At 65.5% G+C, this 20,494-nt stretch carries 17 protein-coding genes and 1 pseudogene; 8 read left to right on the forward strand and 10 right to left on the reverse strand.

Annotation, left to right across the window (positions count from 1 at the left end):
* Positions 1-62: 62 nt before the first annotated feature.
* Positions 63-518, reverse strand: a complete 456-nt coding sequence (locus tag ACRAKI_RS09400; RefSeq protein ID WP_447006667.1) for a very short patch repair endonuclease — start codon at positions 516-518, stop codon at positions 63-65.
* A gap of 411 nt (positions 519-929) precedes the next feature.
* On the opposite strand from ACRAKI_RS09400, the gene ACRAKI_RS09405 reads away from it, so the two are divergent.
* From ACRAKI_RS09405 to drmB, 5 genes are read left to right on the forward strand one after another with little or no spacing between them, the layout of a single operon-like run.
* The gene (locus ACRAKI_RS09405) at positions 930-1,997 is read left to right on the forward strand and encodes a hypothetical protein (protein WP_447006668.1); all 1,068 of its coding nucleotides are present in this window, start codon (positions 930-932) and stop codon (positions 1,995-1,997) included.
* The gene (locus tag ACRAKI_RS09410) at positions 1,994-3,505 is read left to right on the forward strand and encodes a hypothetical protein (protein WP_447006669.1); all 1,512 of its coding nucleotides are present in this window, start codon (positions 1,994-1,996) and stop codon (positions 3,503-3,505) included. The genes ACRAKI_RS09405 and ACRAKI_RS09410 overlap by 4 nt, the downstream gene beginning before the upstream one ends.
* Positions 3,493-5,193, forward strand: coding sequence for an NERD domain-containing protein (locus ACRAKI_RS09415; protein ID WP_447006670.1), 1,701 nt, complete (start codon positions 3,493-3,495; stop codon positions 5,191-5,193). Before ACRAKI_RS09410 ends, ACRAKI_RS09415 begins: the two co-directional genes overlap by 13 nt.
* On the forward strand, positions 5,186-8,647 hold the full coding sequence (locus ACRAKI_RS09420) for a helicase-related protein (protein ID WP_447006671.1): 3,462 nt from the start codon (positions 5,186-5,188) through the stop codon (positions 8,645-8,647). Before ACRAKI_RS09415 ends, ACRAKI_RS09420 begins: the two co-directional genes overlap by 8 nt.
* A gap of 8 nt (positions 8,648-8,655) precedes the next feature.
* Positions 8,656-10,521: a DrmB family protein gene (gene drmB, locus ACRAKI_RS09425; RefSeq protein ID WP_447006672.1), complete on the forward strand. Its 1,866-nt coding sequence runs from the start codon at positions 8,656-8,658 to the stop codon at positions 10,519-10,521.
* Positions 10,522-10,747: 226 nt separating this feature from the next.
* Here the strand turns inward: drmB and ACRAKI_RS09430 are convergent, their stop codons facing one another.
* The 7 genes from ACRAKI_RS09430 to ACRAKI_RS09460 form a co-directional block, all read right to left on the reverse strand.
* The gene (locus tag ACRAKI_RS09430; protein ID WP_447006673.1) at positions 10,748-10,930 is read right to left on the reverse strand and encodes a hypothetical protein; all 183 of its coding nucleotides are present in this window, start codon (positions 10,928-10,930) and stop codon (positions 10,748-10,750) included.
* A gap of 220 nt (positions 10,931-11,150) precedes the next feature.
* The gene (locus ACRAKI_RS09435; RefSeq protein WP_447006674.1) at positions 11,151-13,340 is read right to left on the reverse strand and encodes a cell division protein FtsK; all 2,190 of its coding nucleotides are present in this window, start codon (positions 13,338-13,340) and stop codon (positions 11,151-11,153) included.
* Positions 13,337-14,323: a hypothetical protein gene (locus ACRAKI_RS09440; protein ID WP_447006675.1), complete on the reverse strand. Its 987-nt coding sequence runs from the start codon at positions 14,321-14,323 to the stop codon at positions 13,337-13,339. Before ACRAKI_RS09440 ends, ACRAKI_RS09435 begins: the two co-directional genes overlap by 4 nt.
* The gene (locus ACRAKI_RS09445; RefSeq protein ID WP_447006676.1) at positions 14,320-14,526 is read right to left on the reverse strand and encodes a hypothetical protein; all 207 of its coding nucleotides are present in this window, start codon (positions 14,524-14,526) and stop codon (positions 14,320-14,322) included. Before ACRAKI_RS09445 ends, ACRAKI_RS09440 begins: the two co-directional genes overlap by 4 nt.
* Positions 14,523-15,146, reverse strand: a complete 624-nt coding sequence (locus tag ACRAKI_RS09450) for a helix-turn-helix domain-containing protein (protein ID WP_447006677.1) — start codon at positions 15,144-15,146, stop codon at positions 14,523-14,525. Before ACRAKI_RS09450 ends, ACRAKI_RS09445 begins: the two co-directional genes overlap by 4 nt.
* Positions 15,143-15,373: a hypothetical protein gene (locus ACRAKI_RS09455; protein ID WP_447006678.1), complete on the reverse strand. Its 231-nt coding sequence runs from the start codon at positions 15,371-15,373 to the stop codon at positions 15,143-15,145. Before ACRAKI_RS09455 ends, ACRAKI_RS09450 begins: the two co-directional genes overlap by 4 nt.
* A gap of 924 nt (positions 15,374-16,297) precedes the next feature.
* Positions 16,298-16,849 (reverse strand): hypothetical protein, encoded by a 552-nt coding sequence (locus ACRAKI_RS09460; RefSeq protein WP_447006679.1) that lies wholly within the window; start codon positions 16,847-16,849, stop codon positions 16,298-16,300.
* Between the two features lie 33 nt (positions 16,850-16,882).
* Between ACRAKI_RS09460 and ACRAKI_RS09465 the strand changes: the two genes are divergently transcribed.
* From ACRAKI_RS09465 to ACRAKI_RS09475, 3 genes are all read left to right on the forward strand, one after another.
* Positions 16,883-17,101: a hypothetical protein gene (locus tag ACRAKI_RS09465; RefSeq protein ID WP_447006680.1), complete on the forward strand. Its 219-nt coding sequence runs from the start codon at positions 16,883-16,885 to the stop codon at positions 17,099-17,101.
* A gap of 97 nt (positions 17,102-17,198) precedes the next feature.
* Positions 17,199-17,648 carry a transposase gene (locus ACRAKI_RS09470; protein WP_447006681.1) on the forward strand — a complete coding sequence of 150 codons (450 nt, stop codon included), beginning with the start codon at positions 17,199-17,201 and terminating at the stop codon, positions 17,646-17,648.
* Positions 17,649-18,241: 593 nt separating this feature from the next.
* Complete coding sequence (locus tag ACRAKI_RS09475) at positions 18,242-18,367, forward strand: hypothetical protein (RefSeq protein ID WP_447006682.1); 126 nt, start codon at positions 18,242-18,244, stop codon at positions 18,365-18,367.
* A gap of 51 nt (positions 18,368-18,418) precedes the next feature.
* Here ACRAKI_RS09475 and ACRAKI_RS09480 read toward each other — a convergent pair.
* Together ACRAKI_RS09480 and ACRAKI_RS09485 are read right to left on the reverse strand one after the other, a co-directional pair.
* A pseudogene (locus ACRAKI_RS09480) lies at positions 18,419-18,520 on the reverse strand (hypothetical protein); the annotation flags it as partial.
* A gap of 381 nt (positions 18,521-18,901) precedes the next feature.
* The gene (locus ACRAKI_RS09485; protein ID WP_447006683.1) at positions 18,902-20,347 is read right to left on the reverse strand and encodes an ATP-binding protein; all 1,446 of its coding nucleotides are present in this window, start codon (positions 20,345-20,347) and stop codon (positions 18,902-18,904) included.
* Between the last annotated feature and the right edge of the window lie 147 nt (positions 20,348-20,494).

Raw genomic sequence — 20,494 nt, forward strand, 5'->3', positions numbered from 1 at the left:
GGACGTGGAAAGCGCACAGACTGTGGAAGTCTACGCGATTGTTTTCCAGTAGGGAACCATGTTCATGAGGTGTGGGAACCCGAAGTCATGTGTTCCCGTGCGCGAGAAACCGCATGCGCGACTGTCCGTGCGGCGTTGAGTGTGTCTTCGTGCTCCCAGACCCTCACGACTGTCCAGCCTGCGTCTTGAAGCAACGCATCGGTCTGGCGGTCTCGCATCTGGTTGCCGCTAATTTTGTCAACCCAGTAGGAGGTATTGGTCCGGGGAACGCGGTAGTGTTCCGGGCAGCCGTGCCAGAAGCAGCCATCCATGAAGACGGCCACTCGAGTTTTTGTGAACACGACATCGGCGGTCCGACGAACCTGGGCCACCGGTCGCGTGCACACCCGGAACCGGAGCCCCATGGCATGTAGCAGCGAGCGGAGTGCCTTCTCCGGTCGCGTGTCCCTGCTTCGACAGCCGAGCATCGTCCGCCGGATCGCATCGCTGGATGCCCAGCTCTCCTGTGGGCGGGACAACCGACCGACCTCCCTACGTGCAGGTAGAGCCTCGTGCGCGTGAGACCTGGTGTCCAGGTCGGCTTCACTCTATTGGTGGGAGCAGGGTGGAGACGCGGAGGGTGGCCGCGGCGTGGGGCCGTCATGGCAGGCGTGCCAGCGCCAGAACGCTAATCGGAGCCACGTCGCGACTCGACGCCGCATTATTGCGGTCCTACGCCCTTTGTATCGTTCCGATCTCAATCAGCGAGGTCGATCGCCGCACGCAGGGCATCCCGTGAAGATCAATTCACCCGAAAGGGTGAACTTTGCGCTATGTGTACAGGTTGCCCTAGGTTCTGCTCGCTGTGTGACCCTGTGGAGGCGCCCAATGGTGGTCCAAGTGGGTGTAGCGAACTACGCTCCGCTGGCGATCACCCGGAGGTGACCGGTTTGCTTGATTACGACTCCAGGAGCGTTCGCGGTTCGCGGCGGTTGCAGGCCGTGGGCGACGAGAAGAGTCGCGGTGTACCCATCGGGGAGGTGGACTCGTCGGTGAAGCGTGCTCGCAAGCCGTTGCTGACCATCTCAGACGAGTCAGGAGCCGAGCAGGACTCGCCCGAGTGGATGGACTCCTGGCAGGCTCTCGGAGCGCGTATGGCGAGAGTTGTGACCGGTTACGTGCCGAGCAGATTTCGCAAAGTGGTGGTCGCAGCCGCCGCACCGACGCGGGAGTACGCGGCCGTAATGGCTGCACTCGGCATAGTGCGCCTCTCTTATCGCGACCGCGTCCTGCCCGATCCGGAGTTCAACTTCCACCGCCTTGCCGCCCTGCCGCCGCGCACGATGGTGCGAGCCGTCATGGCTGGGGGCGGAAAGGTCGAGGTGGGGCCGGTAATGGGTGTGGACTCCAAGGGCAACTTGAAGTTCGGCCGGAAGTCGCTCAGCCCTCCGCACTGCGCGGACATCTCGCAGGCGCCGTGGGCGCAGCCCGACTATCGAGAACAGCGGTACGACATCGCCTACGACAGCGCTTTCATCCGCAACATGCTGCCGACCGCACAACCGGGGCTGTTTGCCACTGAAGGGCGAACCGCCTGCGTAGTAATGGGCCCGTCGGGAGACCTCGCGGAGGAGGCGAACCTGCTCGTTGCCAGGCCCGGAGACGGGGCCAGGCTCGGGCCTGTGCACGAGATCCTCCGGCCGTTCAACAGATACGGGCCACAGGGCTGGCACAGCGTGATCTGCGGAACGCAGTCGTTCGACTGGCCTCTCCCAGCTGCGGAAAGGGGACAGCGTCTGCTCATCCTCGATGGAGCGGCGGCTGTGCACCGATGGCTCGGGAACATCCACGACGCCGACATCGTCCTGGCGCTCGTGCACCGTAGTGACTCCTCGGCGTCCGCTGCGGCCGAGGCGGTCCTCAACCAGCGGCGAAGTGCGGAGCGGTTCGACTTGAGGGAAATTGGCTGGACGCCGCCGCCTGCGGTTGAGGCGGTTGCATTCGGAGAGCCCGTATGAGCAGGCTACTGGAGGCACTCGCCAAGTACCGCGCTGCCGGAGAGCTCCAGGTGCAGCGGCTGGTCGCCCACGACCCGCCGGTGCGCCGGGTCTGTACGGCCGTCTCAGCGTTCGTGGCCCGTGTGGATGACCGCGGCCGACCGCCGGTCTGGGCCGAGGCGCGGAACGCCGCTGCCGCCATGCGCTGGCTGTTGCTCACCCGCCCGCTCGCTGCACACGGTGGTCCAGAAGGGATCGACGCCGCGCTGCGCGTGCTGCGGACTCAGGCTCGCCACCTCGCCGAGCGGGTCGACCCGGCCCTTCTTGCGGAACTGCACCTTGTCATCGAGGCGGCCGAGGAGTTGCACAATGCAGACGACAGGCTCGGCGATCTGGTATCGGCCGCAGCGCAGAATGCCAGCGGGAGCGTCTGCATCGTCTCCGTCGGTGTCTCTGCCCGGCAAGAGGCCCAACGGGTTCTGGGCGAGCGCCTTCCAGGCGTGGCGTTTCTGGGGCCTCGTCAGTTCCTGAACGGTCCGGTTTGGGACCTGGCGGTCGTGGTCGGCCTCTCGTCGTGGTTTGCCGACGAACTCTTCACGGCGCCGCGCTGCGTCAAGCTTGCATTGGTACACCATGGCTGGCTGCGCGACCGGAACGAGGTCTCCGGGCTACTCGCCGCAGCGGGGGGCACCAGAATGCAGCTCTTGTTGCCTCCAGGACAGGGAGTGACTGACCCCACGTCTGAGAGCATCCGGTCGCCCGCAGACATAGTCGACTGGTCGGGTGTAGAGCCGATCGAGGGCAAGCCACAGGACGGCGATCCCTCCGACGACGTCCCAGCGCGCCTGGTAGTGCTCGCTGGCGGATATGGCTTCTACTTGGACGCCGATGCCGACACCATCCGCGGAATCGACCCGGCTGGGTCAGCTGGCCGCTGGGTCCGGCAGATCCCGGCGACTGACCTCGATGCGGGCAGCGTCGTCATGCTGCGCAAGGGGATCAGCGAGCGCGAGACGTTGCTGCCGCGGATCGGTGCCATCCTCGGTGATCGCGAGGCGGCCGTGAGGAAGCAGCAGGACTTGTGGAAGAGCGCTCTGCGACGTCACCTTGCAGTGGGCGGCCTCCGGGATCTCCGACGCGCGCTCGGCATGCCTCAACTGTCCCTCGGTTATGCCAAGTACTGGGCTGGTAAGAACTGCATCAGTCCACGCCAGGCTGTATTCGAGAAACTCCTCGCACATCTCGGTATGGCTGACGCGCAGGCGTGTTGCAGCGCGGCGAAGCTGCTCTACTCCGCTCACCACAAGGCCGGTCAGCAGTTGGTCAAGGAGCTGGGCGACAGTGTCGACGACGCTGTCGTGCGCCGGTTGGAGACCGAGGACTCTGTGACGCTCGCTGTGGGCACCGGCACCAGTTCCCTACAGATCACCTTGTTCAAGGTCGTCGCTGTCTCACCGGAAACGACCACTGTGCCGGCGGCCGCACTTCGTACCGCGCTGAAGCTCAGGGGTGCCGAATGGCTCGCATGATTCCGTCGATCTTCGACCAGGACACGTCCAGCCCTGGTGAACTGAGGCTCTTCGAGCGGTTCCAGACGGCCCCGGACACCAACGACTGGACGGTGCTCCACTCACTGGATCTGGCCGACCACCCGAGCCAGGTCTGCGGCGAGGTCGACTTCGTGGTCGTGGTTCCAGGACTTGGGGTTCTGTGCATCGAGGTCAAGGCTCACAAGCGGGTTGCCCGGGACGCCGACGGGAACTGGCTGCTTGGCAGGCGGGATCCGACCCCGCGAAGCCCGTTCAAGCAGGCCGACGACCAGATGCGCAGCATCATGGCCTTCCTCCGCAAGTCGCGTCCGGAACTCGCCGACGTACCGGTGCTGTGTGCGGTCTGGTTCACCAACTGCCGGGCGCAGTTGCCGCCCAGCGTGGAATGGCACGACTGGCAACTGCTCGACCAGGGTGACCTCGCGCGACCGATCGCGGCCACAGTCATCGAGGTGCTCAGCAAGGGACGAGCACACCTCGAGCGGAAAGCCCGCAGCACACCGTATGAGGGCCCCGATGCAAAGACGTGCGAGCAGGTCGTTCGCTGTCTGCGGCCTGAGTTCGAGCTCGCGGTCTCGGTCGAATCGCTGCGGAGCAGGCGTGCTCAGCACGTCCTTCGGTTCACGGAGGAGCAGTATGACGCGCTGGACACGATGGACCGCGCGCCCCGTGTGCTATTCACCGGCCCAGCTGGCACCGGCAAGACGTTCCTGGCCCTCGAAGAAGCGCGGAGGAACGTCATGCGCGGCCGATCCGTCCTGCTCATCTGTTACAGCAGGCTTCTGTCGGAGTGGCTGCGGGGCGTTGTGCCAGAAGGGGTTCGAGTCGAAACACTGCACGCCCTGATGTGCCGGGAAGCAGCGATCCGCCCTCCCACCAACGCGCCGTCGACGTGGTGGAGTGAAAAACTTCCCGAGCTTGCGCTTGAGGCGATGCTGGACAGCACGGCCCCAGCAGCCGATGTGCTCCTCGTGGACGAGGCACAGGACCTGATGGATCCGGCGTACCTCGACATCCTCGATCTGACGCTGAAGGGTGGCCTCTCGTCTGGAACATGGCGGATGCTTGGGGACTTCGAGCGCCAGGCCATCTTCGGACGCACCACTGGTCGTGCCGATCTCGGCTTTCGAGCTGCGGACGCCGTCGAAGCCGTCCTTGGGCGCAACTGCCGAAATACGCCTCGCGTGGGCAGCATGGCCGCGATCCTCGCAGGCATGGAGCCCGGGTACCACGGTTTCCGCAGGCCAGACGACGGCGTCAATGTCGTGTTCCTTCCCTACACGAGCGAAGCCGACCAGGAACGCCTGCTCCTAACCCAGCTAAAGAGGCTCCAGCGGGAAGGCTACGAGGTCGACGACGTCGTCATCCTTTCGGCGAGGGCGACCGGGGCGGCAGCCCGCACCCAGGACGCCGTACTCGCCAGGAGACTGGCTCCATTTGGTGATGCCGTTGTCGGACGGGTGCGGTACGGCACCGTGCATGCGTTCAAAGGACTCGACGCCCCGGCTGTGATCGTTACGGATGTCGAAGACCTTGACGGGCGTTCGGCGCAAGATCTCCTGTACATCGCCATGACACGGAGCACAGGCCCGCTCTGTCTTCTGGTGAGCAGCCGCATTGGAGCGGCCATCACCGATCTCGTCAAGAGAAGGGGCACCGTTGCCTGACTTCATTGGAGCCCGGAAGAAGGTCGAGGCCGCATTGGCGGCCGAACTCGTTGGCCCGAAGCCCGGTGGAAAGCCACTCGACACTTCAGCTGCGCTGAAGTTCACCACCTGGGAGCAGGCGCGCGGACCGTGGCACGACCAGGCCACAGGAGAGGAGATTCTCACCGAAGCGGGGCCTGCGACGCGTTATGGCGTCGGTGTTCTGTTCAACGCGGAGTCGTCCACAAGGAACGGTACGAGCGAGGACGAGGATCGTATCGGCGAGAACGATATCCCCAGCGATAAGCGAATGCCCGAGCAGGACTTCGCCAAGCTGAGCGCCAACATCCGGGACTCGCTCCAGGGTGCGAACACCAAGTTTGCCGACGACGACGACTTCGACCTGGGAAGCGCGAACACCTACCGGCCCAGCTCCATGGGGGTCACGTGCAGGGTTCGGCTTCCCAAGGGCAGCCGTGTCAAGCTTTCGGCCGGATTCGGCCGCTACAGAGTGCTTCCTGTGCGAATCGGGGAAGCCGAGCGATCTTGGTTCCGGCGCGAGCAGGTTACCGTCCACGCCGTCTTCACGGCAGAAGACCTCACGGCGCATGTCGGCCGCAAGACAGTCCACGAGGACGCTTCGGCTGGAGAGCGAACCGGGGACGAAGACCTCGACATCGGAGTCGGCGCGTACAGCAGGTCGATCGACGATTCGGAAGACCGCCTCGTCACGTTCTACATCGAGAACCGCACAACTGGACGCAAGGACCTCGCGAGTCTCTTCCAGAGCGGTTTCACGGTCACAGCCCAAGATGGTGCGGTCGTCCTACCCTACAGGTCGGCTGCCGACGAGTTCTCCGATGACCCGGAGCAGGCCGGCATCACTATGCTGTACCGCAAACACGAGATGTACGCGGTCGGGCACGGCTGTGCGGCCAACTGGGGCGACGTGGTAGACGCCGAAGGGGTCGACTGGGTCAAGGCCACGGTCTTGCCCGTCTTCGAGGCACCCAGCATCACCCCGGTGATCAAGCGGGGCGGTCGCGAGCTCACCGTTGACATGCGTGTTCTGGCAGACGAAGCCCGCATGTCGGAAGCCCTCACCCAGATCGGCGGACTTCTCGACGCGTACAACTCGTGGATAGCCGACAAGCGCGCGGAAATCGTGACCCTGCCGGATCAGATGAAGGCAACAGCGCAAGACCACTTGGACGAGTGCGTAGCGGCGCTACGAAGGATGCGGGCGGGCTGGCGGCTCGTACAGGACGTGCCCAAGGTTCGAAAAGCCTTCCTGCTTGCCAACCGCGCTATGCTCACCCAGCAGGCCAGGTCCAGCGGTGATGTCCGAAAAGCGACACTTGATGCTGACGGCAGCTTTGTCTTTGCTGGAAAGCCGCCCACTTCAGAACCGCCTGTCGAACGCGGCCAGTGGAGGCCGTTCCAGATTGCGTTCTTCCTCGCTGTTCTGGAATCGGTCGCTAATGGCGACAGCGAGCACAGGGAAACAGTCGAGTTGATCTTCTTTCCGACCGGTGGCGGAAAGACCGAAGCTTATCTGGCTGTTGCGGCGTTCAGCATGTTCCTGCGCCGCCTAGAGGACAAGGCTGATGTGGGCACGGAAGTTCTCATGCGGTACACTCTTAGGCTTCTGACTAGCCAACAGTTTCTCCGGGCATCGGCGCTGGTGTGCGCCATGGAAGAACTCAAGGAGAAGACGCCCGAGCTGGGCCTTGAAGAGTTCTCGATCGGTATCTGGGTTGGGCGTGGTAGCACGCCGAACAGTCGCAGCGACGCTCTGGCGAAACTCGGGAAGCTGCCAAGCGGTGGGGAGAATCCTTTCCTGTTGCTGCGCTGCCCTTGGTGTAATGCGGCTTTCGGTGCGATCCCCGAACACCAAAAGGGCCGGTGGAAGAAGTATGCGGTCGCGGGTTACCGTAAGGTAGGAAACAGTGTTCGCTTTCTATGCTCTGACAGTCGCTGCCACTTCCACCGGAAGCCGCTGCCGGTGTACGTAGTGGACGAGGACTTGTACGCACGGCGACCCACCCTCGTCATCGGTACGATCGACAAGTTCGCATTGCTTGCCTGGAAGCCTGAAGCGCGCTCATTGTTCGGGATCGGCCCCACCGGTGAACGGGCCGCCTCACCTCCAGGCTTGATCATCCAGGACGAACTGCACCTGATTTCCGGCCCACTGGGGTCGATGGCTGGCTTGTACGAGACCGTGATCGAGGATCTCTGCACTGGAGCAGGTCCCAAACGGGTAAAGCCCAAGATTGTGGCGTCGACCGCGACCATCCGCCGATATCGCGAGCAAGTGCGGAACCTCTACGGTCGTGCGGATGCCAGGCTCTTTCCACCGCACGGCCTGACTGCGGACGACTCGTTCTTCGCAACCTGGGCGCGTCGTGATGATGGCAGCCTTGAGCCCGGTAGGCGGTACGTCGGCGTCCACGGACCGGGTCTTGGGTCGATGCAGACCGCACAAGTGCGGACCGCGTCCGCGCTCCTTCAAGCGCCCATGGACCTGCCGGAGGACGAGCGCGACCCGTGGTGGACGTGCCTAACTTTCTTCAACAGTCTGCGCGAACTCGGCAACACCTTGACGCTGTTCCAGGCGGACATCCCAACCTACCTAGGCGGTATGAACAACCGTGACGGCCTCGACCGGAACCGCCAGCGGTGGCCACGGCGTCCACTCGAGCTCACGAGCCGACTGAGGAATGACGAAGTGCCACGCGCGATCGCCGATCTGGAGGTCAGCCTGGGGGAGCAGGGATGCGTCGACGTGTGCCTTGCGTCCAACATCATCGAGGTGGGCATCGACATCGACCGCCTGTCGCTGATGGCCGTGGTCGGCCAGCCGAAGACCACGTCCCAGTACATTCAGGTGAGCGGCCGGGTAGGTAGGCGTTGGCAGGAGCGTCCTGGGCTCGTTGTCACTCTCTACGGCGCCGCCAAGCCCCGGGACCGCTCCCATTTCGAGCGGTTCCGCACCTACCACGAGCGGCTCTACGCCCAGGTCGAGCCGACCAGCGTGACACCGTTCGCGCTCCCGGTGTTGGAGCGAGCAGTCCACGCGGCAATCGTGGCCTACGTGAGGCAGCGGGGATCGCTCATGCAGAAGCCGTACCCGGTGCCAGGCGAACTGATGGCGAAGGCCGCCGACCTCCTGCGTGAACGTGCTGGCTTGTTGGACGGCGTCGACATGGAAGACCTCGAACGGATCCTCAAGAGGCGCCTCCACCAATGGCAGCACTGGGAGCGGACCAAGTGGGACGCGAATCCCGAGTACGGCGATCCTGCCAACGGCCTCATTCGCTGGCCAGGCACTTCCGTTGAGGAGAAGGTACGCGGGCGGACATGGGAGACGCCGACATCCATGCGAAATGTGGACGCGAACTGCAAGATCGAGGTCACCTCGAGTTACGCCGCGCACGCTGGCGACAGCGCAGAGGAGGGTGAGGAGCAGTGAGGCGAGCGATGGAAGGAATCATCCGCCGCGCCCAGCTCATCGCTCCGTTCGGTGTGGGCTCGATGAGTGTACTTGCCAACGGCACGTCTGTAATTGGGGCAGGGCTCGACCACTGGTTCGCAAAGCCTGAGCATAGCGATCTGGATCTGTCGGAGTTCGAGGTGAGCGAGTGGCGCCTCCAGCAGCGGCTCAAGGTTGGAGGATTCCGCCTGCCACCCGACTTCCGCATGCGTGAGTCCTCAGGTGCGCATCCGGTCAACGTAGGGCTGACAGTGCCGTTCCTCCGCTTCCCGACCTGGAGTTTCTGTCCGTACTCCGGTTGCAAGCGCCTCAAGCAGCATCCGCTTTCATTGCAGGAGAAACCGGCGTGTGATGCCCCGATCCACGCGGGTGCGAAGTATGACAGTCTGATGGTGCAAGTGTCTTTCGTTGCGATCTGCGAGAACGGGCACATCATGGACTTCCCGTGGCGGGAATGGGTGCACAGGAGCGTCAACCCCGCATGCCGCGGCGAGCTCAAACTGATCTCGACTGGCGGCGGCACCTTGGACGGACAGCGTGTCGAATGCGAGTGCGGGGTGCGTCCGCGCACCCTGCGGGACGTCACAATAGCGGGGCCGGACGGCTCTCGGCTCACGAGCAACCTCGAGGACGGAACAGAGTTCCTTTGTCGGGGAACGATGCCGTGGCACGGAGCCAACAGCGCCGAGGCGTGTGCCGCCCCAATCCGAGCGAGCCTGCGGGGAGCTTCGAACGTCTACTTTGCGCAGGTTGCTAGCTCGATCTATCTCCCGCAGTACACGACGGGCGTCCAGGATGCGCTTGACATCCTGCATCAGCCCACCGTTGGTGCTGTGGTGAGCGCTATCATGGATTTCGGCCACGAAGTAACGCCCGAACTGGTCAAACAACAAGCTGGACCACAGAGCGCGGGCATATCCGATGAGGACATGCGCGAGGCGTTGCGTGCAATGGCCGCGGAGAAGGCGGGTGAAAGTCACGTGGACGGCGCGGATGTCGGCGAGCAGGAGTTCCGGCGTCCAGAATACGAGATGCTGCGTAAGCCAAGCTCGAACGAGTCGCTGCGCATCACCGCCGTCGACCGCGACGCATATGATGACGATCTTGACGAGTGGCTCGATCGGGTCACTCTCGTGGACCGCCTCCGTGAGACCCGTGCGCTTTGGGGATTCTCCCGGGTCTATCCGCAGCCACCTTCGCGGGAAGCTGGCAAGGCCATGCTGCGAGCCACAGCTGTCGACTATTCGGAGCAGTGGCTTCCTGCATACGAGGTGTACGGGGAGGGTATATATCTGGAGTTCGACGCGGAAAGGCTTGCCGAGTGGGAGTCGCGGCTCAGTGTCGCGGACCGGATCGCGCGGCTGGTTCAACTGAGTGAGACCGCTGTGCGTGGTGATACCCGAACCGGACCGCTGACCGCCAGAATGGTCCTGATTCACACATTTGCACACCTGCTTATCAACCAGCTGGTGTTCGAATGCGGGTACAGCTCTGCGGCACTCCGTGAACGGCTGTTCGTCTCGGAGGCACCCGATGCCATGTCGGGCCTGCTCGTCTACACAGCGTCGGGAGACTCCGAAGGGACGATGGGCGGCCTTGTCCGTATGGGCAGACCGGGCCGCCTGGAACCTGTGTTGCGCTCGGCCCGTGAGAACGCGGCCTGGTGCGCCTCTGATCCGGTCTGCATGGACGTTGGTGAGTCAGGGCAGGGTCCGGAGTCGTGCAACCTCGCGGCATGTCATAGTTGTGCCTTGCTGCCTGAGACAGCTTGTGAGGAATTCAACCGGTTCCTGGACAGAGCAATGCTTGTGGGTACGATAAATGATCCAACGGTCGGGTTTTTTAACAGCTAGTCCGTACTGTCGTTAGTGAGGGAATTGTCTCGGTCATAGGGCGGCTACTGGCCCGATAGTAGCCATCGGTGTCGATGGGAAGGCGACCAATTGGTTGATGCTGTAACTGGAACAACGTCGCTGTCCGGTGAGTGAACTCGACTGCGGCGGTGGCCTCACGTCAGGCGGGGCCTCGATGTAGGCCAGCCAGGGCAGTCGGTTCGCCGTTGGACACCTCTGGCCGTTGTTATAACTCAGTGCCGGTCTGATGCCTCCAACCCACCGTGATGGTTCCGACGGTGGTGCGGGGCGTGGTGTCGACGGGCGATGCAGACACCACGCCGGCGAAGTATGCGATCACGCACGCGGCGGCGGCCAGGGCGAGCCAGCGGCCGGGCCGGAACTCGCGGGACGTGTTGATCGTGAGCATCGGTTTCCTCACTGGTGTGCCGACTTCAACTGTGTGCCGATGCGGGTCGGAACGAAGCCCGTTTCTAGGCTTGAGAATCCCTGTGACAGGCAAGCCACGGTGACCTTGAGGGGTGGAACATCGCCTGTCCGTGCAGCTCACGGGCCTCTGGGCGGTCAGATGGAGTGGGAACAGGGGCGTGTCGGGGTCGGAACGGGTGTTCCGACCCCGTGCCGAGCTCTCAGCCGTCGATCGCGGCACGGACGGCGTCCACGTCGACCACGCTGACCGGGTTTGGGCGGCCCTCCACGCGGCGCTTGCCCGCCGAGGGCACTCCGGCTGCGCGCAGTGCCTCGCCGAGCGTCTTCACGTCCCAACCGATGCGCGCGGCCAGCGCGCCTGTGGGCACCAGGCCGTGCTCGTCGTCGCCGATCAAGCCGTCCAGCAGCGCCAGGACCTCAGGCAGTTCGTGCACCAGTTCGGCGTCCACCGGCTTCCGGTCGGTAGCGGTGGCGGTCACCTCGTCGGCCAGACGCGCGGCCACCGTCGGGTCCAGTACCATCAGGTCGCGCTTCCCGATGGCGTCCCCGGTCAGCGTCCCGGCCTGCTCACGCAATACCCGACCGCGCTCACACGCGGCACGAATGGCGGCGATGTGCAGCAGGTGGGTTCGTACGGTCACCGCGTCACCGGCGGACAGTTCGGTCTCCCCGTCCGCGCCCAGTAGTAGGCCGACACCCTTGTGGCTGGTCAGCAGTTTGGAGGCGTCCATGCCGGCCTTGTAGGTACCCGCACCGAGGATGGTCTCCGACGCCTGCCAGGTCATTGTCTTCAGTGCGAAGCGGGTGCCGAGCTGCCCGCGCAGCCCGTCTGGGATGACCTGGGCGTCCGGCTTTTGGGTGGCCAGGATCAGCGAGTAGCCGGCGGCCGGGCCGGTCTTGGCGATGTAGGTCAGCAACTCGCAGATTCGGCCGCCGATCTTCTTGCCCTTCGGGTTGTCCTCGTCCAACGGCACGTCCAGGGCGAGGAAGTTCTGCACCTCGTCGATGCCGATCACGGTCAGCGGCATCCTGTGGGCTGGGTCGCGGGTAATTTCTGGAGTGACCTTGGACTCTGGGCACAGCTCGTCGTCCATGTCTGCGAGCCGGTCGAACCGGTCGGCGACGTCGGCGGCGCACTCCTCCAGCACGTGGATTAGGCGGCGGGCGTCGGCCTCGCGCGAGCCTCGGATGAACCGGTGCGCCACCTGCTCGAACGGCCGGAAGTCCTTACCTCCCTTGCCGTCGGCGATGACCAGCCGCACGTGCGGGTCGAGCGCAGCGGCGGTGAGCGGCAGACGGGCGACGAAGGTCTTGCCCTGGCGTGGGATCGCGCCGATCAGCAGCGACGTCCACACCACGGGCAGGTTCACCGCCGCGCCGCGGGCGGTGGTGCCGAACGGCACCGGCCGCCACAAGTCCCAGGATGTCACCGAGGCGAGCGGGCTGGGGACCGGTTCGGCGGCGTAGGGGTCGGCGTCGCCCACCCACAGCGCCAGCCTGCCCGCGTGGCCGTCGTCGCCGCGCACCCGCTCCACGATCAGCCGCACCTCGTCAACCGCCAGCGCAGAAGCCAGCGCCTCCCGCTTGCCGATCACGTCAGACGCCTTGCGGCTGGGCGGCAGGTCGATGGTCAGCGCCCACCCGGCACCGTCGTGGCGCGGCGGCTTGACCAGCATCAACGATTCATCACGGCCGATCAGCTTGGCGTCGCGGAACGCGATTACCAGGTGGTCGCCATTCATCAGCCACGCCAGCGACCGGGAGCCCAGACGGGTGCTCCGCCCGCCTGCGCCGTCCTTGCGCTGCCCGGTGACCGCCAAGACCACCGACACCGCGCCACCCGCGACCACCAGCGGCAGCGAACCAGCGGTCAATTTGGCGATGAGCCCGCTCAACCCCGTCACGCCGACGGCCATCACAGAGATCGCGCCTCGGCGGCGGCGCACGACGGCGATCTCCTGCCACTTGTCGGCCAACCGGTCGGCGGCCTTGGACGCCTCGTAGAAATCGGCCACCCGCACCCATGCCCACCAGGCCCGTGCCGATACCGCCAAGCCGCGTCCGACGGCCGCCGAGTAGCGCACCGGCATCATCACCGCCCGGCCCGCCAGCTCAGCCCCGGCCTGGCGGGCGGACTCGGCGGTCTGCCACTGGGCGGGCAGCCGCGACGCCGCCGACTCGGCCAGCTGGCGGACACGGGAACGCTGGTACTCGGCATCGATGATCAGCTCGCCGTCCAGCACCGGCGTGGCGGCCTCGACCGTGTCCGCCGCGCCCGGCTTCTCGGCACCCGCCCCGACGGTCGACACCGAGGCCGCCTCGTGCCCAGTGGTGTCCGGGAACGGGATCAGCTCGCCGGCCACGTCGTCCTTCTGCCGCGTCAGGCTCATGCGGCACCTCCGCGCAGGGCGTCGCGGACCTCGCGGGCCGTGTCGGTGCCGCACCCCAGCGCCTCCCGGAGGCGGGTCGCGGACGGGTCGGCGGGCAACCGACCGGTGGCGATCAACCGCCGGGCACGGTCCACCAGTAGGGCTACTCGGTCGTCGGTAGCCCTGTGCTGTGCCGCCGTCGTGTCAGGAGCGTTGTCCCTGTACTCCGGGCCGGTAGTGGCGGCGGTAGGGCCTACTGGGAGGCCGTGGTCCAGGTCCGCGAACGCCGACCAGATCACCGGAAGCACCATTACCGCGCCGACCGCGACCAACGGTCCGATGGCGTGCGCGAGGAGCTGCATCGCGTCGAACCGCGCCCACGGCACCGACACCCACGGCAGGTACGGCCACACGTTCAGCGTGAGCGTCACCGCGAGCGCCCCGTATTCGACTGCGGTCAGGTGCCGGTGCCGCAGCACTCGGCCCCGAGTCGCCAGGAACGCCCGCGCCCCGACGACCACCAACAGCACCGCCGAGATCACCGGCTCCACCGCCCACGCGCCCCACCACGCGGCGGTCCTCTCGACCATGCCGCGCGTGAGCGTGAAGTGGACACCTGTGGTGGACCAGCCCAGCGCACCGACCAGCGCCACCAAAGCCACGACGGTGAGCACCAGGCGCACCCGCGCCGCCTGCCCCGCCCGTGCCGCCGGGTCCTGGGCCAGCGCGTGCAGCCGGGCGGCCTCGGCGGCGCGTTTGCGGCTGCGGCGGACCCGGTCGGTGTCGAGCAGCAGTGGCGCGGCGTCGGCCTGCAACTCCAGCAGCGCGTGCGCCTCGTCCACCTCAGCGCGCAACTCCCGGACCCGCCTGGTGGCTGGCGGTACGACGACCGGGATCGGGTTGGACACGGCCGGAGCCTGTCCGGCCACGTACTTCACGACTTCGGCCACGGCGCGCTGTACGTCCTCGTCGCTCGGTTCGGGAAACGGGATGAGGACGGTCATCGCCGCACCCCGCAGTTGTCGCCGGGGCAGTCGGTGATGCGCCAGGTGCGGCGTGCGGCGGCGTTGCGGCCGGACAGCAGGTTGGTCGCGTCGCGCAGCCGTTCGGCGGCCTCCCGGTTCTCCAAGCAGTGCGCCGGAGAAATCCAGCCGCCGGGGTGCGCAAGGGTGGCGGACTCGATGTAGGCGACGTGCACGCGGTTCATCGGGCACCTCCGCCCCGCTGCGGTGCGCAGCGCGGACACGGCACCGACCGCGTGCGGTCCTCGTCCAGCCACACCACGCGAGCGGAGACCGGGTCGGAATCGCGAGCATCGCAGTGGCCGCACACCGGCCGCACCGCCGAGCGCCCATCGGGCGCGCTCGGCGTAGGACGGTTACCTGGACGGTTAAAGGACGGTTTGGGCGTCGTGCTGACGCCCCCACCGGTCGCTGTTGACGCCCCCAGGCGCTTCTGCTGACGCCCCCGGCTGGTCGGAGGGGCGTCGTCCTGACGCCTCTCGTTCGAGGCTGTGGACAACTCGGGGGCCAGGAGGTCGTAGACGTGGGGTCGTGCGTTGGCCTCCGGGATCTTGGCGTCGCGCACTCGCGTGTTGCCCGCACAGATCAGGCCCAGCTCTACCAGCGACCGCAGGGAACGCTGGATGGTCCGCCGGGACAGACGGGTGTAGCGCACCATCCGCTCGACCGACGGGAACGCGTCCCGACCGTCGGGGCCGGCGTGGTTGGCGAGCGCGATCAGCGTGATCGCCAGCGTCGAGGCGTCCTTGCGGTCGGTGGGGATGGGGGCGCGGTTGAGCGCCCAGTCGATGGCCTCGATGCTCACCGGGCACCGTCCACGGCGCGGGCGCGGTAGAGGAGGCTGGCAACGGTGCCGACGACCGAGGTGTCCTGGTCGGCCAGCCACTCGATGACGTGCCGGTCGTGCTCACCCAGTTCGATGCCGTCCAGTGGCTCCAGGATGGCGGCGGCATGGTCGGCGTGGCGGCGAGCGCGCCACTGGTCGGTGGTCTCGTCCGGCTGCTGGCTGTCGAGGGTTTCGGCGCCGCTCATGTCGAAGGGCGGGCGAACGCGCCGCGGTGGCCGTCGGAGCGGCGTAGTGGGGGTGGGGAAGTGGGTGGTGCTCATCGTGAACAGGACCTCTGGTGCTCGGGTCCCGTCTCACAGGCGTCTCACGAACCTGTTGGACAGGGCCGGAATGGAGGCCCTGACCTGGATTGCCGCCGGACTCGACCAGCCACAACGGACCAGAGAAGACCACTGTGGACACCCCTTGTCCCGCTGGGGGTCAAGGGGTCGCAGGTTCAAATCCTGTCGTCCCGACGGCCGAAAGAGCCCGCTGATTCAGGTAAAAGACCTGGTCAGCGGGCTTTTTTGCTTCCGGCTGTGGACCTTGCTTCCGGCCTTGCGGTCGTCTCACACGGCGGTGAGTGACTAACTGAGTGACTACGGCTTCGCTGCCGAGCTGCACGCACTCGCCGTCCCCGTGTTCAGAGTTGCTTCTCTTCGTCAAGGCGGACCCTGCGGGGCCGCTCGCCGCACTCTGCTAATCCTGTCCGGCAGGGTCTTCACAGCCCCGTCTATGTGTCGCTCGGGCAAGCGGGCGGGGCCCGGCCTTCGGCCACCCACCCGCGTCCGGCGACGGGAGGTAGGGCGTTAACCCGGCCGGACACGACAGCGGCCGAGCGACCCCGCAGGGTCCGCAAACAAGATCAGGGACTGCGCTCGCCGCGCGGCAGGTCTCCGAAATGGTCGAAGAACGTGGGCAGCTCGCGTTCGGCGGTGGGACCGGGTCTCGCGCCATCCCGTCGACCTCCACGAGGGCAACCACACGCGTCAAGGGTGCAGACCCAGTGCAGTGTCCAGTGTGGATGGATGAGCCCCCTTGACACGCGCGGTTGGGGCGGGGGCAGGTCGACGAGATGGCGCGAGGCCCTCTTCATAGGGATGCGCCGTGGTTCTGATCGCGAGGGAACGTCAGGAACGCGGGATGCTGAGGACCCAATCGCGAACCGCTGTCGTCGTGTCTTGGCAAGCCAGTCCTGTGTTGTCGAAGACCGTCAACGTGTGCGGCGGTGCAACCTCCCCCTGCTGGAGGTGCGCGTTGATGGACAGATGCTTTGCGATGTTACGGACAGCGGACTCCGCGCCAACACGGGCGCGAATCCGCCGTTCCAGCTCGTCTGGGGCGCATGTCAGTGCGAAGAAGTGCACACCGGCAAAGCCCTTGCATTCCTCGCTGTTAGTGAGCACCTGATGCGGCAAGCAGACGCCGCAGATCACTGGGACGAGTCCATTGTCCGCGATACCGTTCGAGATACTCATCGCATAACGCCAGAAGGCTGGATAGTCGATGCGGCCGTAGGCGACGGCGGCGGCACCGGCGGCGAGCACATCGCCGTCCAATGCCAGTACGGCCGGTTCCCGTGACAGTGCTCGGCAAGCAGTTGATTTCCCGGCGGCCGCAGCACCTGTGACGATCAGCAGTGGAAGAGACACCATTCCATCTAAGCGGTCGATGTCGATCACGCAAGTATCGGTCTGTGACTTGGGATGTTCATCATGAATGGTCCCGAGCACTACGCGGCAGCCGAGAAGTTCCTCGCAGCGGCCAAGGCCGACGACATTGAGCCGGGCGAGCCCAGCGAAACCTCGAACCTGACCGTCGCACAGGTTCACGCGACGCTTGCGTTGGCGGCAGCCACGGCTATGGCGTGCTCCATCACCACCGCACGTGGCTCGGTGCTGACGGCGCTGCCGTCTGCTGACATGAAGGAGTGAAACGCGGTGGCCAGCGTATCGTCCAAGGTCCCCCGACGAGGCGAAGTGTTCCGTACCGGGTTTGATGGAGACCTCCAAGCCTGGATGATGAGGACTGATGGCCCCACCGAAGAAGTACCCCGATGAGCTGCGTGAGCGGGCGACCCGGATGGTCGTGGAGGACCGGCGGGACCCGGCCGCGGCGACTGGTGCGATCAAGCGGATCGCCGATCAGCTCGGGATCCACCCCGAGGCGCTGCGGACCTGGGTCAAGCGCGCGGAGATCGACGCCGGGGACCGGCCGGGCACCACGAGCGGTGATGCGGAGCTGCTCGCTGAGCTGGAGCGGGAGAACCGTGAGCTGCGGCGGGCGAACCGAACGATCTTGGTCGAAAGCTCTGCTACCAGGGGCTTCGCCATGTCGGGGCACCGACACGCCGACCACCACCGGCTTGTGATCGACATCCTTGCGCACCAACACATCCAGATCAGGGTGAAAAAGGCTCACTGGAGAAAACCCAGCGAGGTATTCACCGAACTCCTCGAAGCGGATGCTTCCACCGCCTGAACTCGCCGGGTGCTGGTGAGGAGGGTGCGGATGACAGTCCTCAAGACTGGTTGCCCATTAGTGGACGCGTCACGGGAAAACCTGCAAGAGTGAAATTATCATTACGTGGTCATGCCTGATCAGTCGGTGCATACCTTCCACGGAAGTGTCTGGGAGGTGGCGCCCGGTGTGGGCCACACAAGTCTTTTCCGAGTGAATACAGTGATTGCGGCGGGCACGTTTGACGTTGCGTCGAGCGGGGCCGTCTCGCGATTCGACAACTACTCGGGTCACTATCGACTGCATCATTCAATTTAGGGCACCGTACGAGCAGCCTTGGGGAGGAATGGATTCGACGTGAGTGGAGCACAGTGGGATCCGTTCGAGTTCCAGTGATGGGCTGAAGTCCGAATTGATCAGCCTCGACGTGGACTGACTGTGGCATGCCCTGCGCATGCGATCGGTTTGCAAGCGCGGGGCGTCTCACAAACCGGAGACGTCCAGCCTTTCCGTGCGCCCATGCGCAACGTGCGAATTGTGGCCGGTAGGCGCTGGGGTCATTAAATCCGTCCGTCAGGGTTCTGCTCTCTTAGGATCTGGGCACGCTCGACCAGTTGCTGTACCTGTTCCGGGCGGAGGAAGCTGGCCGAGGCGATAAGTTGACCGACTTCCTGTCCGGCCGGGTGCCGCTGGCCTCGCGCTGGTTCCGGCTCCTCCGGCAGGCCGGCGATAACGAGTAGATCCGCCACCGGCATCTGCAAGACCGGGGCGATGTCCTTGAGGATCTCGGGATTTGGTGGAAGGTTACCGTTTAGTAGTTGGTTCAATGTGGATTCGGATCGCCCTGCCGTTCGGCTGACAATTCTAGGCGTCAGGTTGCGGTTTTCAATCAGGCCGCGCTAAATTTTAGCGAATGTGGAATTCATCTTTGACATGCTACAGCAGGCGCGTCGGTGGTCCCTCTGCGGCACGGCCGGATCGATCGATCGCCGGTGAAGTCGAGAGGTACCCCGGTATTCGATTCCAGGTCTCGAGTAGGTCATGTTCGAGTCCACAGCCCTGTGCCTGCCGAAAATGCTGTCCATACAGGTCACGCGCGTGTCGATCATCTCGAGGATGCCGTTCAGCCGCCGCCGGTCAACGTCGAGCCGGGTGACGGGCTACTTGATCACAAGTGGTGTCGACAGCGCAGATGTTGAACTACAGCCGTGTTGCTTTCGGTAAGGACGCTGGTTGCTTGATTTGCGCTCAAGCGGCGCAGGGTGTCGGACTGTTCAGCCGGTTTTCCAGCAGTCGATGATCTCTTGCGGTCCCCATACGAGGTCGGCGTCGTCGGTGTCGATGTCCGTGCCGGACAGGGACACGACGGCCAGTCCGGAGCGGCCTGTCTCGTAGCCGGGGATGTGGTTGGCGGAGTGGCGGAGCGTTTGGAGGTCGTGGCGGTCGAATGCGCTGCCGATCCATTTGATCGACCCGGCGAAGTCGATGCGGTCGGCGACGGGGGAGCGGTCGGCTCCGATGAGGTCGAGTTCGGGGTTGTGCTGGCGGTTCCACCAGCCGCCTACCGCGGCGGTGTCGGGCCAGGGCAGTTCGCCGGCCTGGCCGGCGAGTTCCAGTGCTTCGCGAATGAGTGGTTCGACGGCGCGTCCGCGCCAGCTGGTCCATTGGCGTTGCAGGACGCGTGCGCCGATGTGGGGGCGTCCGCGGCGGGCTTGTTCCTGGATGGCGCGTCCGATGGGCAGGTAGAAGCGCAGGTTGCTGTCGGCGATCCGGTAGAGGGCCGGTTTGCCGGGCTTGGTAGAGAGCGGGTGGTCCACTGCCAGGACCCGTTTCACCTCGGTGAGTCGGCGTAGCAGCGGCGACAGCGTTCCGGAGGGGATGTGTCCCTGGTTGCTTCCGGCGGTGGCGGCGATGTTGGCGTGGGTGCGTTTGGTCCCGCCGATCGATTCCACGACGCGGTGGGCCTGATCGGGTGAGGGGAACTCGGCCAGCAGGGAGGACTCGGGCACGCCGAACAGGGGCGCGGCCGGGTCGTCGCATTCCCTGCGCAGGAAGTCGGCGGCCGGCATGGCGTGGGGCCAGCTGCGGATGATGCCGGGCAGACCGCCGGTGACGAGGTGGGCGTCGATGGCATCCGGCGCGTCCAGGCCGAGGGCCTGTCCGGTCTCGGCGGGGTTGAGCGGTCCGAGCACGAGGTTGTCCGCACGTCCGTAGAAGGGGCGGTCGTAGGCGGTGAGGCGTTCCATCATGTGCAGGTCGCTGCCCAGCAGCACCAGCAACACCGGGCGCCGTGACCACAGCCGGTCCCACGCGGTCTGCAACGCGCCGTCGAAGATTTCGTCCTGTTCGGCCAACCACGGCAACTCGTCGAGCACCACGACCGTCGGGGTGTCCGGCAGCGTCGCGCCCAGGACGCGGAACGCGTCGGGCCATCCGCCGGTGACCCCGGTGGGCGGATCGACCTGTCCGGCGGCCAGGGACGAGTCGGCGAGTTCGGCGAGGAAGGCGGTGGTCGACTCGATCGAGGACGCGCCCTTGGTGGCGGCGAAGTAGAAGTAGGGGACGTCGGCCCGGTCACAGAACTCCTGGACCAGCCGGGACTTGCCCACCTGTCGTCGTCCGCGGATGGCGATCGCGGCCCCTTCCCGTGAGGTGATCACCCGGTCAAGGCGCTTGCGCAAGAGGCGCAGCTCGGCCTGTCTGCCCACGAAACCCGACATGGGAATCAGTGTAGACGCGATCTACATAGATTGCATCTACACGTATCGGGAGCGGTGGGGTCCGATACTGCTTCGCTTCGCTTCTCGTGGATTGCCGACTGTCTTCAGGGATCAGGAGTCAACGCCGCGGTCCGGCTCTGCGTGTCG

Source organism: Saccharothrix isguenensis, assembly GCF_052936305.1.

Coding starts and splice junctions, on each gene's coding strand:
- ACRAKI_RS09410 (WP_447006669.1), top strand. CDS start 1,994: ATGAGCAGGCTACTGGAGGCACTCGCCAAGTACCGCGCTGCCGGAGAG.
- ACRAKI_RS09415 (WP_447006670.1), top strand. CDS start 3,493: ATGGCTCGCATGATTCCGTCGATCTTCGACCAGGACACGTCCAGCCCT.
- drmB (WP_447006672.1), top strand. CDS start 8,656: ATGGAAGGAATCATCCGCCGCGCCCAGCTCATCGCTCCGTTCGGTGTG.
- ACRAKI_RS09430 (WP_447006673.1), bottom strand. CDS start 10,930: ATGCTCACGATCAACACGTCCCGCGAGTTCCGGCCCGGCCGCTGGCTC.
- ACRAKI_RS09435 (WP_447006674.1), bottom strand. CDS start 13,340: ATGAGCCTGACGCGGCAGAAGGACGACGTGGCCGGCGAGCTGATCCCG.
- ACRAKI_RS09440 (WP_447006675.1), bottom strand. CDS start 14,323: ATGACCGTCCTCATCCCGTTTCCCGAACCGAGCGACGAGGACGTACAG.
- ACRAKI_RS09445 (WP_447006676.1), bottom strand. CDS start 14,526: ATGAACCGCGTGCACGTCGCCTACATCGAGTCCGCCACCCTTGCGCAC.
- ACRAKI_RS09455 (WP_447006678.1), bottom strand. CDS start 15,373: ATGAGCGGCGCCGAAACCCTCGACAGCCAGCAGCCGGACGAGACCACC.
- ACRAKI_RS09465 (WP_447006680.1), top strand. CDS start 16,883: ATGAATGGTCCCGAGCACTACGCGGCAGCCGAGAAGTTCCTCGCAGCG.
- ACRAKI_RS09470 (WP_447006681.1), top strand. CDS start 17,199: ATGGCCCCACCGAAGAAGTACCCCGATGAGCTGCGTGAGCGGGCGACC.
- ACRAKI_RS09485 (WP_447006683.1), bottom strand. CDS start 20,347: ATGTCGGGTTTCGTGGGCAGACAGGCCGAGCTGCGCCTCTTGCGCAAG.